At 67.2% G+C, this 12,091-nt stretch carries 13 protein-coding genes; 8 read left to right on the forward strand and 5 right to left on the reverse strand.

The window, feature by feature from the left end; genetic code table 11:
• Positions 1-9: 9 nt before the first annotated feature.
• From DZC73_RS23240 to DZC73_RS23270, 7 genes are all read left to right on the forward strand, one after another.
• Positions 10-495 (forward strand): universal stress protein, encoded by a 486-nt coding sequence (locus DZC73_RS23240; RefSeq protein ID WP_124542750.1) that lies wholly within the window; start codon positions 10-12, stop codon positions 493-495.
• A gap of 33 nt (positions 496-528) precedes the next feature.
• Positions 529-768 carry a hypothetical protein gene (locus tag DZC73_RS23245; RefSeq protein ID WP_124542751.1) on the forward strand — a complete coding sequence of 80 codons (240 nt, stop codon included), beginning with the start codon at positions 529-531 and terminating at the stop codon, positions 766-768.
• A gap of 145 nt (positions 769-913) precedes the next feature.
• A complete protein-coding gene (locus DZC73_RS23250; protein ID WP_124542752.1) occupies positions 914-2,110 on the forward strand; it encodes an ABC transporter substrate-binding protein in 1,197 nt (398 codons plus the stop codon).
• A gap of 16 nt (positions 2,111-2,126) precedes the next feature.
• A complete protein-coding gene (locus tag DZC73_RS23255) occupies positions 2,127-2,987 on the forward strand; it encodes a branched-chain amino acid ABC transporter permease (RefSeq protein ID WP_124542753.1) in 861 nt (286 codons plus the stop codon).
• Complete coding sequence (locus tag DZC73_RS23260; RefSeq protein ID WP_124542754.1) at positions 2,984-3,949, forward strand: branched-chain amino acid ABC transporter permease; 966 nt, start codon at positions 2,984-2,986, stop codon at positions 3,947-3,949. Before DZC73_RS23255 ends, DZC73_RS23260 begins: the two co-directional genes overlap by 4 nt.
• Positions 3,949-4,707, forward strand: a complete 759-nt coding sequence (locus DZC73_RS23265) for an ABC transporter ATP-binding protein (RefSeq protein WP_235835250.1) — start codon at positions 3,949-3,951, stop codon at positions 4,705-4,707. Before DZC73_RS23260 ends, DZC73_RS23265 begins: the two co-directional genes overlap by 1 nt.
• Positions 4,700-5,407: an ABC transporter ATP-binding protein gene (locus tag DZC73_RS23270; RefSeq protein WP_124542755.1), complete on the forward strand. Its 708-nt coding sequence runs from the start codon at positions 4,700-4,702 to the stop codon at positions 5,405-5,407. Before DZC73_RS23265 ends, DZC73_RS23270 begins: the two co-directional genes overlap by 8 nt.
• Before the next feature lie 13 nt (positions 5,408-5,420).
• Here DZC73_RS23270 and DZC73_RS23275 read toward each other — a convergent pair whose 3' ends face one another.
• From DZC73_RS23275 to DZC73_RS23290, 4 genes are all read right to left on the reverse strand, one after another.
• A complete protein-coding gene (locus DZC73_RS23275; RefSeq protein WP_124542756.1) occupies positions 5,421-5,945 on the reverse strand; it encodes a DUF5063 domain-containing protein in 525 nt (174 codons plus the stop codon).
• A gap of 119 nt (positions 5,946-6,064) precedes the next feature.
• On the reverse strand, positions 6,065-6,919 hold the full coding sequence (locus DZC73_RS23280; protein WP_124542757.1) for an IclR family transcriptional regulator domain-containing protein: 855 nt from the start codon (positions 6,917-6,919) through the stop codon (positions 6,065-6,067).
• A gap of 236 nt (positions 6,920-7,155) precedes the next feature.
• On the reverse strand, positions 7,156-8,217 hold the full coding sequence (locus DZC73_RS23285) for a Gfo/Idh/MocA family protein (protein WP_124542758.1): 1,062 nt from the start codon (positions 8,215-8,217) through the stop codon (positions 7,156-7,158).
• Between the two features lie 15 nt (positions 8,218-8,232).
• Positions 8,233-8,712, reverse strand: a complete 480-nt coding sequence (locus DZC73_RS23290) for an Lrp/AsnC family transcriptional regulator (protein ID WP_124542759.1) — start codon at positions 8,710-8,712, stop codon at positions 8,233-8,235.
• 132 nt (positions 8,713-8,844) lie between these two features.
• Between DZC73_RS23290 and rocD the strand changes: the two genes are divergently transcribed.
• Positions 8,845-10,128: an ornithine--oxo-acid transaminase gene (gene rocD, locus DZC73_RS23295; RefSeq protein ID WP_124542760.1), complete on the forward strand. Its 1,284-nt coding sequence runs from the start codon at positions 8,845-8,847 to the stop codon at positions 10,126-10,128.
• 26 nt (positions 10,129-10,154) lie between these two features.
• On the opposite strand, the gene DZC73_RS23300 is transcribed toward rocD, so the two are convergent.
• Positions 10,155-11,957, reverse strand: a complete 1,803-nt coding sequence (locus DZC73_RS23300) for a zinc ribbon domain-containing protein (protein ID WP_124542761.1) — start codon at positions 11,955-11,957, stop codon at positions 10,155-10,157.
• Positions 11,958-12,091 lie beyond the last annotated feature (134 nt).

Genomic DNA, 12,091 nt, shown 5'->3' on the forward strand with positions numbered 1-12,091 from the left:
AGGATGCCCATGAACATCTTGCTACCTGTCGATGGATCGGACCTCTCGCTGGAGGCAGTGCATCACGCGATCCGCCTGGTGCGCGAGGGACTCAAGGCCGATTTCGTGCTGGCCAACGTGCAGGAGCGCAGCTCGCTGTACGAAGTGCTGGTGGTGCACGACGCCGACGCCCTGCGCCGCGTGGCGCTGGAAGCCGGCGAGCATGCGGTGGCCAAGGCCGATGCGCTGCTCAGCGACGCCGGCATCACGCATGACACCGAGATCGCCGTCGGCGACCCCGCCCACACGCTGGTCGAACTGGCCGAGAGCAATGCCTGCGACGTGATCATCATGGGCGCCCACGGAGAAGGCGGCAGCGGCGCGGCGCTGGGCACGGTGGCGCAGTCGGTGCTGCGACACTCGCCTGTTCCCGTGATGATCGTGCGCCCCCCGCAGGCCGAGGAAGCCAGCGCGCAAGGCGCCTCCGAAGAACAGACCGTGGATTCCGCGCCGTAGGCTGGTGCGGTCCTTCATCCAGCAAGGAGCCCGATGCAAAAGCCCGCGAAATACCTCGTGGTGATCGATGCGGCCGGCGAGATGGTCGCACGCATGTTCGATGACCAGCGCCGCCTGCTGGCCGAGTTCGATGCCTCGTCGTCCGAAGTGGCGGTGATGACGCAGGGCCTGAACCCGCAGCGCAGTGCGGGCGACGCCGTCTGGAACGACGCCCTGCGGGGCCACAGCGCCAGCGAACGCCAGGAGGCGGAGGTCTACATCCTCGACGTCTGAGCCGCTTTGCCGCGCGAACTCCCAGCGGTCAGTGGAAGCGATGTCGTGGCCGTTGTGGTTCGTAATTCGAACAGTTGTACTTATGGCGAACTCGATGCTAGCATCGGCTCGCTCGTCAGAAGCCATCGTTGAACGGAGACTCGTCATGCAAAAGCGCCAAGAAACGCGCCAAGCTTTGCGCCGCCTTGCCCTCGCCGCACTGGCCCTGGGCCTTCCCCTCACGCTGAACGCCCCGGCCTTCGCCGAGGCCAAGCCTTTCAAGATCGGGTTCATCCTGCCCATGACCGGGCAGTCGGCCTCCACCGGCCGTCAGGAAGAAGCCGCCATCAAGCTGTACATGGCGCAAAACGGCAGCACGGTGGCCGGCCGCAAGATCGAGGTCATCGTCAAAGACGACGGCGGCGTGGCCGACCAGACCCGCCGCATCGCGCAGGAATTGGTGGTCAACGACAAGGTGGACGTGCTTGCCGGCTTTGGCCTCACGCCGCTGGCACTGGCCACCGCGCCCATCGCCACGCAGAGCAAGACGCCGATGGTGGTGACGGCCGCGGCCACGTCCATCATCACCGAGCAGTCGCCCTACATCGTGCGCACCAGCTTCACGCTGCCGCAGGTGAGCATCGGCATCGCCGAGTGGGCGGCCAAGAACAAGATCAGGAAGGTGGTCACGCTGGTCACCGACTACGGGCCCGGCATCGACGCCGAGAAGTTCTTCAAGAGCCAGTTCCAGCTCAACGGCGGCCAGATCGTCGCCGAGATCCGCTCGCCACTGCGCAGCCCCGACTTCGCCCCCTTCCTGCAGAAGGTGCGTGATGCGCAGCCCGACGCGCTCTTCGTGTTCCTGCCTTCGGGCCAAGGCGCAGCCTTCATGAAGCAGTTCGCCGAACGCGGGCTGGACAAGGCAGGCATCAAGCTCATCGCCACCGGCGACGTGCTGGACGATGACCAACTCAACGACATGGGCGACGTGGCCCTGGGCGTGGTGAATTCGCACCACTACTCGGCCGCGCACCCGTCGGCGTTGAACAAGAAGTTCGTGACCGACTTCCAGGCTGCCAACAAGTTCAGGCCCAACTTCATGGCCGTGGCCGCCTACGACGGCATGCGCGTCATCTACAAGGCGCTGGAAGCCACCAAGGGGCAGGGCGGCGGCGAGGCGTTGCTGGGCGCGATGAAGGGCCAGATCTTCGAAAGCCCGCGCGGCCAGGTGCTCATCGACGCGCAGACCCGTGACATCGTGCAGGACGTGTACATCCGCAAGGTCGAGCGCAAGGACGGGCAGCTGTGGAACGTCGAGTTCGACGTGCAGAAGTCGGTGAAGGATCCCGGCAAGGCCAAGTGAGCGCGCTGCGTAGACGATGCTGACACTCCTCTTCGACGGCATCGCCTACGGCATGCTGCTGTTCGTGCTCGCGGTCGGGCTGGCCGTGACGCTGGGCCTGATGAACTTCATCAACCTCGCGCACGGCGCCTTCGCCATGGCCGGTGGCTACATCACCGTGCTGCTGATGAACCGGCTGGGCGTGCCGTTCCTGGCGACGCTGCCGCTGGCCTTCCTGCTCACCGCCGCGCTCGGCGCGCTGCTGGAACGCACGCTGTACCGGCCGATGTACGCCAAGCCGCACCTGGACCAGGTGCTGTTCTCCATCGGCCTGGTGTTCATGTCGGTGTCGGCGGTGGACTACTTCATCGGCTCGCAGCAGCAGATCATCCAGCTGCCGACCTGGCTGCAGGGCCGCTTCGATTTCGAATTCGTCGGTATCGGCAAGTACAGGCTCTTCATCGTGGTGCTGTGCGCGCTGCTCACCATCGCCTTGCAGACCGTGTTGTCGCGTACACGCTTCGGCAGCCGTCTGCGCGCGTCGGTGGACGACCCGCGCGTCGCCTCGGGCCTGGGCATCAACGTGAACCAGGTCTTCCTGCTGACCTTCGCCGTGGGCTCCGGACTCGCGGGCCTGGGTGGCGCACTGGGCGCCGAAGTGCTGGGCCTCACGCCGGACTTCCCGCTGAAGTTCATGATCTATTTCCTCATCGTGGTGTCGGTGGGCGGCACCACCACCATCACCGGGCCGCTGCTGGCCGCGCTGCTGCTGGGCGTGGCCGACGTGTTCGGCAAGTACTACGTGCCCAAGCTGGGCGCCTTCATCGTCTACACGCTGATGATCGTCATCCTGACTTTCCGTCCGCAGGGCCTGTTCGGACGGGCGGCCACCAAATGACGGCATCGCCTTCCGTCGCTCAAAGCCTGGCCGCGCAATCGCGCTGGCGCTGGTGGGAGATCGCCCTGGGCGTGGCGGCGCTGGCCTCGTGGTGGCTGGTGGGCGAGCATGCCTTGCTGGCCAACGAGATCGCCATCCTCGCGTTGTTCGCGGTCTCGCTGGACCTGATCCTCGGCTATGCGGGCATCGTGTCGCTCGGGCATGCGGCCTTCTTCGGCTTCGGGGCTTACACGGCGGCGCTGTTCGCCAAGCACGTGATGCCCGATCCGCTGGTGGGGCTGGTGGTGGCCATCGCAGCGGCGACGCTGCTGGGGCTGGTGTGCAGCCTGCTCATCCTGCGGGGCTCCGACCTCACCCGCCTGATGGTCACGCTCGGCGTGGCGCTGGTGCTGTTCGAACTGGCCAACAAGCTGGACTGGCTCACGGGCGGCATCGACGGCCTGCAAGGCGTCACCATCGCCCCGCTGCTTGGGCGATTCGAGTTCGACCTGTATGGCCGCGTGGCGTACGGGTACAGCCTGGCGGTGCTGGTCGTGGCCTTGCTGATCGCGCGGCGCGTGGTGCACTCGCCCTTCGGCGTGTCGCTCAAGGCGCTGCGCGACAACCGGCTGCGCGCCACCAGCATCGGGATGGATGTGCACATGCGGCTCGTGGCCGTCTACGCCCTCGCCGCGGCACTGGCGGGCGCATCCGGAGCACTGCTGGCGCAGACCACCGGCTTCGCCTCGCTGGACGTGCTGGACTTCCACCGCAGCGCGGACGTGCTGCTGGTGCTGGTGATCGGCGGCACGGGCTATCTCTACGGCGGCATCTTCGGTGCCATCGCCTTCAAGCTGCTGCACGACCTCATCTCCGCCTGGACGCCGCAGTACTGGACCTTCTGGCTGGGCCTGTTCCTGGTGCTGCTGGTGATGGTGGGACGCGAGCGCCTCGTGCGGCCGTGGACATGGTGGAGGCGTTGATGAGCACGGTGCTGGAAACCCGCTCGCTGGTGAAGCGCTTCGGCGGCCTCGTCGCCACCAACGAGGTGTCGCTGAAGGTCGAGAAGGGCGCGCGCCACGCGCTCATCGGGCCCAATGGCGCGGGCAAGACCACGCTCATCAACCTGCTGACCGGCGTGCTGGAGCCGAGCTCCGGCAGCATCCGCCTGGATGGTGTCGACATCACGAAGCTCGCTGCGCACAAGCGCGTGCGGCGAGGCATCGTGCGCACCTTCCAGATCAACCAGCTCTTCAGCGAACTGACGCCGCTCACCTCGCTGGCGTTGACCGTTTCTGCGCAGCAAGGGCTGAGCGCGAGGTGGTGGCAGCCGCTGGGCCGCAACGGGCAGGTCGTCGTCGAGTGCGAACGCCTGCTGCGGCAGTTCCGCCTCGACGACGTGATGGACCAGAAGGTGTCGCAACTCGCCTACGGCAAGCGGCGGCTGCTGGAGATCGCCACTGCCATCGCCTGCAAGCCGCGCGTGCTGCTGCTGGACGAGCCGGTGGCCGGCGTGCCCGAAGGCGAGCGGCAGGAGATCTTCGACACCATCGGTGCCTTGCCCGAGGACGTGTCGGTGCTGCTCATCGAACACGACATGGACCTCGTCTTCAACTACGCGCGCACGGTGTCGGTGCTGGTCAACGGCGCGGTGTTCGCGGAAGGGGACGTGCAGTCCATCTCGCGCGACCCGCGGGTGAAGGCGGTGTACCTGGGCGAGTCCGGAGGCGCACATGGCTGAGCTGCTGCGCGTGGAGTCGCTGAAGTCCGGCTACGGCGAAGCGGTGGTGGTGCAGGGCATCTCGGTGTCGCTGCAAGCGGGCCAGTCGCTCGCACTGCTGGGCCGCAATGGCACGGGCAAGACGACCTTCCTCAACACGCTGGTGGGCGCGACTCGCCGGCATGCGGGGCGCATCTTCCTCGGGAGTGTGGAGCTGAGCACGTTGCCGCCGCATCGCCGTGCCGAAGCCGGCATCGGCTGGGTGCCGCAGGAGCGCAACATCTTCAAGTCGCTGACGGTGGAGGAGAACCTCACCGCGGTGGCGCGCCCCGGGCCGTGGACGGTCCAGCGGGCCTACGAGATGTTTCCGCGCTTGCAGGAGCGCCGCGCCAACATGGGCAACCAGCTGTCGGGCGGTGAACAGCAGATGCTCGCCGTCGCGCGTGCGCTGGTGCTCAACCCGAAGCTGCTGCTGCTGGATGAACCGCTGGAAGGCCTGGCGCCCATCATCGTCGAAGAGCTGCTGCGCTCCATCGCACGCGTGGTCCGCGAAGAGGGCATGTCGGCCATCATCGTGGAGCAGAACCCGCGCATGATCCTGCCCATCACGCAGCGCGCCGTCGTGCTCGACCGGGGCGCGGTGGTGCATGAAGGCGACAGCGATGCGCTGTTGGCGGATTCGTCGCAGCTCGACCGCTGGCTGGCGGTGTCGCGGGGGTGAGCGGGTCGTGGGGTCAGTCCCCGCTGCAAAGGCCGGTTGGGTCTTCCTGGGCCAGGTAGCAATGCAAGGCGCGGATGGCTGACGAGGCGTGCTCGCCCCAGTGCACCTGGAAGTTGAAGCCCCATTCCCACAGCGCATCGTCGACCAATCCGGCCGCATGCAGTTGCAGGCCGCGGGCGAGGTGCCTGTAGATGTCCACGAGGTCGTCGGCGAGATCGCCAACCACCGGTTCATCCTGCGGCACCAGGGGGCTGAAGATCTCGCTGTAGTGCTGCAGCGGAATGGCTGCGGCACGCAGCCGCACCGCTGAGAGTGCGACCGTCATGTCGACCGCCTGTTCCTCGCTGCGCGGCGACACGTGCTCGCTCCACGGTTGCGGCATGGCCAGCGCCGCGGTGTAGACAGCGACCACCTGCCGCAAGGCCACCGGCGCCGTCAACGGCCCGGCATCGCTGGTGCCATCGGCCCACTCGACAAAGCGCCGGGCTTGCGCACTGAAGCGGTCCGCCACGAGCTTGCGATGGGCACGCAGATCCATGCGCAAGAGCCTACACGACAAGGTCCGTGCGGCAGTGCAATCACACCATCGGCAACGGGACGTCCGTCACGGCCGAGGTCACATCGCGAGGCCTCTCCCGAGGCCTCGCGACCTCAGGATCACAGCACCGTGCGCAGGCTGGCCTGGGCCTGCAGCAGGGCCGGCAGGCAATCGTTCACGAGCTGGTCCATGCTCACGCGGGCGGCATGCACGCTGATGTTCATGGCGGCCAGCACTTCACCGCGGTAGCTCTTGAGCGGCACGCTGATCGTGCGCAGGCCGAGCTCCAGCTCCTGGTCCACCGTCGCATAGCCCTGCTGGCGCGCACGGGCGATCTCTGCTCGCAGGCGCTCGGGGTTGGTGATGGTGCTGGGCGTGAGCGGCGCGAAGGTCTGCTTGGCGATCCATGCATCCAGGTCGGCCTGGGGCAGCGAGGACAGCAGCACGCGGCCGTTGGCCGTGCAGTAGGCCGGCACGCGCGTGCCTGGCTGCAGCGTGGACGACACCACGCGGCCGGCGCTGGTCGCAGCGATGCAGATGACATCGGCGCCTTCGAGCACGCCGGCCGACGACGCTTCCTTCAGGCCATAGGCCAGCTTGTGCAGCTCGGGCTGCACGATGCGCGGCAGGCGGGCCGAGTGCATGTAGCTCTGGCCCAGGCGCAGCACCTTGGGCGTCAGCGCGTACATCTTGCGGTCGCTGGTGACGTAGCCGAGGTACTCGAGCGTGATCAGGTAGCGGCGTGCCGCGGCGCGCGTCAGGCCGCACAGCGAGGCGACCTCGGTCATCGTCAGGCGCGGACGGTCCTGGTCGAAGGCGGAGATGACGGCCAGGCCTTTTTCAAGACCGGCAATCAGGTCGCGCTTTTGAGGGCCGGGCTTGGGTGCGGTGGCTGCCGTGGTAGCGATACCAGCAACGGCGGTGGAATCGGAAACGACGTCGGTTTCGACGTCGTTGCGGTCGAATGCGTTCATGGGTGGACTCCCGTTGATTGGGGCGTTGTTCGCCCGTTCACTGCGCAAATGGACCGTGTCGGTCCGTTCAGCGCACGAATCTACCCAGAAACCGTTTCCAGAGTGTTCGCCCAACAAACCTTGGTGCGATTAACGTTCATACCGCACGACCGTGCGGGGTTATCTACACTGGGAAAGAGGACCTTCCCGTCCGTAAAACTACGCACTGCGGCGCAGCAATTCTTCAGGCGAACGTTTCACGCGACCGGGTGGGCGTGCGCGCCGGCCAGGAGGGCATCCATGGCGATGGCCTGGTTCAGCGAATCGTCCATGCCGAAGCGCAGTGCGCATTCTCCGCGCGCAGCCGCCTCGAAGTGTTCGACCATCATCGCGTACGGATCGCAAATGGCAAAGCGTTCCACTTCGTCGCCGATGTGCAGCTCGGTCTGCACCCCCTTGCTCGCGAATGGAATCGGCAGGCGTAGGATGCCGTCCTCGCACAGGGCCTCGAAGTGGCAGAAGAAGGGCAGCGAGAAGGAGCTGTCGAGGTGGCCCAGCACGCGGCCCGAGGCGGTCTCGAAGCCCAGCACCGCATGCGCGGCATGGTCCACGCTGCCGCCTTCGTAGAGCGAGGGATCGGTGAGGCGCGACACCACGCTCATCACCTTCGGCTCGGCCTGCGTGACCAGCCGCATGATGCTCAGCGGATAGCAACCCAGGTCGTACAGCGCGCCGCCGCCGAGCTTCGGGTCCCACCGGCAGTCACCCATGTCGCGCAGCGAGTAGGTGAAGCTGCCGCGCATCCACTTCAGCGGACCCAGGCGGCCGCTGGCCAGCACCTCTCGCAGGCGGTCGATCTGCGGATGGAAGCGGTACATGAAGGCTTCCATCACGAGCTTGCCGGTGGCCTCGCTCGCGGCCTTCATCTGCGCGACTTCATCGGCATTCAGCGCCAGCGGCTTCTCGCACAACACATGCTTGCCGGCATGCATCGCGCGGATGCTCCAGGGCGCGTGGCCGTGGTTGGGCAAGGCGTTGTAGATGGCGTCGACGTCGTCGCGCTCGATCAGGCCTTCGTAGCTGGTGACGTTGGCGATGCCATGCGTCTTCGCGTACGCCGCGCCGCGTGCCTCGTCGCGGCAGCCCACCGCCACGATCTCGCTGCGCGTCGCGCGCAAGGCCGGAATGAGTGCGGAGCCCGCGATGCGTGCGGCGCCGAGGATGCCCCAGCGAAGCGGCCTGGATGTGCTCATGATGGACGTGGGATGGATGAAGGCCGCCATGATGCGCGATCCCTTCGCCCATCGCGCGGGTGACATGCAGGGTTCGTGCGATCAGGGGCCGAGGTCGACGGGCAGCGGCGCGGCGGCCTTCACTTCCTCCATGCAGATCATCGAGCGCACGTCGTCCACGCCGGGCACCTGCATGAGCTGGTCGGTGAGGAACTGCGACAGGCTCTTCAGGTCGCGCGCCACCACCTTGAGCAGGTAGTCGTAGTCGCCCGACACGGTGTGGCATTCGAGGATCTGCGGGAAGTCGCGGATGCTGGCCTCGATCTCGCGCACACGGCCGAACTGGCCGCCATCGATGTTCAGGCTCACGTAGGCCATCGCGCCCAGCCCCAGCGATTCGGGCTGCACCTGCGCGCGGTAGCTGCGGATCACGCCGCGGTCTTCCAGCGAGCGCACCCGGCGAAAGCACTGCGGCGCCGAGAGATGCACCTTGGCGGAAATGTCGACGTTCGAGGCACGGCCATCGGCCTGCAGCACATCAAGAATCTTGCGGTCAAGACTGTCGAGAGGGATTTGGCTCATGATGATCCGCCCATGGGGGAACGAATCATGCGTCATTTGGCGGCCAGGTGCAATATTTGGAACGCATATTTCGCGGCTTGAGGCCTAGACTTCGGTCTGAAGCGATTTTTGTAATCAAAACAAGGACTTGCCATGACCACCGCCGCCCGCGCAGCCGCACTTTCCGCCCGTGCCGCGCAGCCCCAGGCCGACGCCATCGCGCTCGAGAACCGCCACGGCGCGCACAACTACCACCCCCTGCCGGTCGTGCTCACGCGAGGCAAGGGCGTCTACCTGTTCGATGAGGACGGCCGCCGCTACCTGGACATGATGTCGGCCTACTCCGCCGTGAGCTTCGGCCACTCGCACCCGGAACTGGTGGCCGCACTGACCGACCAGGCCGGCAAGCTGGCCATCACCAGCCGCGCCTTCCACACCGACCGCCTCGGGCCCTTCCTGGAGCTGCTGTGCCGCATGACCGGCATGGACCGCGCCCTGCCCATGAACAGCGGCGCCGAAGCGGTGGAAACGGCCATCAAGGCCGCGCGCAAGTGGGCCTACAAGGTCAAGGGCGTGCCCGAGGGGCAGGCCCACATCATCGCTGCGCAGGGCAACTTCGCCGGCCGCACGACCACCATCGTGGGCTTCTCCACCGAGGCCCAGTACCGCGACGGCTTCGGGCCGTTCGCGCCGGGCTTTTCCACCGTGCCCTTCGGCGATGCGGATGCGCTGGAGGCAGCCATCACCCCGAACACCGCGGCCTTCATCGTCGAGCCCATCCAGGGCGAGGCCGGCATCGTGGTGCCGCCGGCGGGCTACCTGAAGAAGGTGCGCGAGATCTGCACCAAGCACAACGTGCTGATGATCTGCGACGAGGTGCAGACCGGCCTGGGTCGTACCGGGCGCATCCTGGCCTGCGACCATGAAGGCATCCGCCCCGACGGCCTCACGCTGGGCAAGGCGCTCGGCGGCGGGCTGCTGCCGGTCAGTGCCTTCCTGGCGCGCGAGGACGTGATGGCGCAGTTCACGCCCGGCGACCATGGCTCCACCTTCGGCGGCAACCCGCTGTCGGCGGCCGTGGGTGAGGCGGCGCTCAAGCTGCTGGAGCGCGAGCAGCTCGCCCGCCGCGCGCACGACCAGGGCGAGTACCTGATGGCGCAACTGGGCAAGCTCCACCACCCTGCCATCACCGACATCCGCGGCAAGGGGCTGCTGGTGGGCGTGGAGATCGACCCGAAGTTCGCCAGTGCGCGCGCGGTCTGCGAGGGGCTGATGGCCGAAGGCATCCTCAGCAAGGACACGCACGGCACGGTGGTGCGCTTCGCGCCGCCGCTCGTCATCGAGCGCGAGCAGATTGATTTCGCGGTGGCGGCCGTCCAGCGCGTGCTGAAGGCGCTGGAGAGCAAGGCCAAGGTGCGCGAGACGGAAACCGTCTGACGCGTCATCCCGTTTGGGATGCTGTGTCAGGCCGGCGTCACCTTGGTCCCGCAATGGGCGCAGAACCTGGCGCCCGGCAGCAAGGCCTTGCCGCACTCGGTGCAGTGCAGGCCCGGCATCGCCTGGTCGAAGTCGGCGATCGACGGCGGCTCCACCGATGACAGGGCCGCTGCCGTGCGAGTTGCCTGCTCGATCTGCGCCGCGCTTCGGCCATCTTCCAGCCCGCGCTCGCCTGCATTGAGCGCGGCGATGCGGGCCTGGTCCTCCATCGAGCCGGGCGCGACCAGGCTGCTCTGGCTGCGGCCGAAGTTCATCAGGTGCAGTGCCAGCGCCTTGGCTTCCTTTTCGGTGGAGAACATCGCGGTGACCTGCCGCATTGCATCCTTGCCGAACACCACGGACTCGATGCGGGCGCGCCACACGCGCAGCGTCATCGACTCGGTGCGCACCACGTCGTTCTCGGTCTGCATGCGGCTCGTGAGCTGGTTGCCGGTGCCGATGCGCGAGGTCTGGTAGTTGCCGATCATCTCCACCCACACCAGCACCGACTCGAAGTTGAAGCGGCCCCACAGCCGCGCCGACTGCCTCAGGCAGAAGGCGGCGACGAAGCCGAGGATGATCGAACTGCCGAACAGCGAGAAGCGGTTGTCGCGCCAGGCGGCCAGCGCGTCGAAGTGCCGCACGAAGTACAGCGACAGGCCGGTGGCCACCATGATCAGTGCCAGCGCGTAGAGGTCCAGCAACAGCAGCCAGCGGTGCCGCTTGTCCGACAGCGCTGCAGCCAGCGTGGGTGCCTGCGTGCCAGTCACGGGCAGAGGCTGCGTCTCCTCGAACAATTCGCCGGCGAAGCTGCCGCTGGGCGTTCCCGCTGGCGTCTGCGGGTCGATGCGCGCGTAGCGGCGGTTGGGGATGCGCTCGGTCCACTCCGATTGCAGCTTGCGGTCCAGCTCGTCCATCAGCGTGGCCGGCGGACCGTTCATCGACAGGCGTGCCGTCTCGACGCTGGTGCGCGTCTGCGGCGAGCTGTCCACCTGCGCGAGCACGGCGATCATCGCCAAACCGCAGGCGGCGAGCGCGGTGCCCAGCATGACGAAGGTCTGCACGTTCAGCGAGAAGCCGCCCAGCGGCGGCAACATGCGTGCCACGAGGCCGATGACCACCGGGCCCACGATGGCCACCGCGACCAGCCCGATGAGCGAGGCGGTCGACAGCCGGGCGCGGTGGTCGCTGAGCACCGGCTTGACGAGGAAGAACACGCCGAAGCCGAAGTACAGGATGCCGATCCACGGCCGCGTGGTCTCATTGCCGAACACCGCCCACGAGAACAGGAAGCTGATGAAGGTCGCCCCGATGGCCGCGAGGTTGAAGATGGCACGGCGTGCCGTGTACTGCACCTCGGCCGGTGCGGTAATGAGCGTGGGCATCCAGTGGTAGAGCACGCCTTCGATCGCACCTTGCGGCTCAGGGTAGGTGAGGCCGCCCTGCCGCAGCAGTTCCTTCACCACATCGGCGGCCTGGGAACCGCCCACTGCACCGACAGGGATCTCCGGCGCCAGCGACAAGGGGCGGCCGCGTCCGAAGAAGAAGCGAAGCCGCCGGGCTGCGGTGGCGGCTGCCGCAAAGCCGGCGGCCAGCATCATCACGCCGGCCAGCAGCGGGGCGAACGCGAAGCGCACGCCGTCTTCCTGCATTGCACCGCGCGCCCAGGCGAAGGCGGTGATGCCCGCGACGATGAGCAGCGCGCTGCACAGCCACAGCACGCGGTTCTGAAGACGGTACGGATTGGGCAGCTCCAGCCGGTTTGATTCGGAGCTGTAGTCGTAGCTCATGGGACTCCTCCCCCGGCGCGCGCCGATGTACTTGAAGCGGCGCAGTTTATAGGGCCCCCAGTCGCTGCGCTCCTGCCCCAGGGGCAACGCGGGGCCCCTTCGTGGCCCTTGGGCGCCGCCTGGCGGACCGGCGA

Origin of the sequence: Rhizobacter terrae (assembly GCF_003852895.1) — a bacterium.
GTDB lineage: Bacteria > Pseudomonadota > Gammaproteobacteria > Burkholderiales > Burkholderiaceae_C > Albitalea > Albitalea terrae.

What these genes read in the sequence shown, in the direction of transcription:
- DZC73_RS23280 (WP_124542757.1), bottom strand. Translation starts at nt 6,919, where the DNA reads ATGAACGCATTCGACCGCAACGACGTCGAAACCGACGTCGTTTCCGAT.
- DZC73_RS23290 (WP_124542759.1), bottom strand. Translation starts at nt 8,712, where the DNA reads ATGAGCCAAATCCCTCTCGACAGTCTTGACCGCAAGATTCTTGATGTG.
- DZC73_RS23240 (WP_124542750.1), top strand. Translation starts at nt 10, where the DNA reads ATGAACATCTTGCTACCTGTCGATGGATCGGACCTCTCGCTGGAGGCA.
- DZC73_RS23270 (WP_124542755.1), top strand. Translation starts at nt 4,700, where the DNA reads ATGGCTGAGCTGCTGCGCGTGGAGTCGCTGAAGTCCGGCTACGGCGAA.
- DZC73_RS23285 (WP_124542758.1), bottom strand. Translation starts at nt 8,217, where the DNA reads ATGTCACCCGCGCGATGGGCGAAGGGATCGCGCATCATGGCGGCCTTC.
- DZC73_RS23245 (WP_124542751.1), top strand. Translation starts at nt 529, where the DNA reads ATGCAAAAGCCCGCGAAATACCTCGTGGTGATCGATGCGGCCGGCGAG.
- DZC73_RS23260 (WP_124542754.1), top strand. Translation starts at nt 2,984, where the DNA reads ATGACGGCATCGCCTTCCGTCGCTCAAAGCCTGGCCGCGCAATCGCGC.
- DZC73_RS23265 (WP_235835250.1), top strand. Translation starts at nt 3,949, where the DNA reads ATGAGCACGGTGCTGGAAACCCGCTCGCTGGTGAAGCGCTTCGGCGGC.
- DZC73_RS23250 (WP_124542752.1), top strand. Translation starts at nt 914, where the DNA reads ATGCAAAAGCGCCAAGAAACGCGCCAAGCTTTGCGCCGCCTTGCCCTC.
- DZC73_RS23255 (WP_124542753.1), top strand. Translation starts at nt 2,127, where the DNA reads ATGCTGACACTCCTCTTCGACGGCATCGCCTACGGCATGCTGCTGTTC.
- DZC73_RS23300 (WP_124542761.1), bottom strand. Translation starts at nt 11,957, where the DNA reads ATGAGCTACGACTACAGCTCCGAATCAAACCGGCTGGAGCTGCCCAAT.
- rocD (WP_124542760.1), top strand. Translation starts at nt 8,845, where the DNA reads ATGACCACCGCCGCCCGCGCAGCCGCACTTTCCGCCCGTGCCGCGCAG.
- DZC73_RS23275 (WP_124542756.1), bottom strand. Translation starts at nt 5,945, where the DNA reads ATGGATCTGCGTGCCCATCGCAAGCTCGTGGCGGACCGCTTCAGTGCG.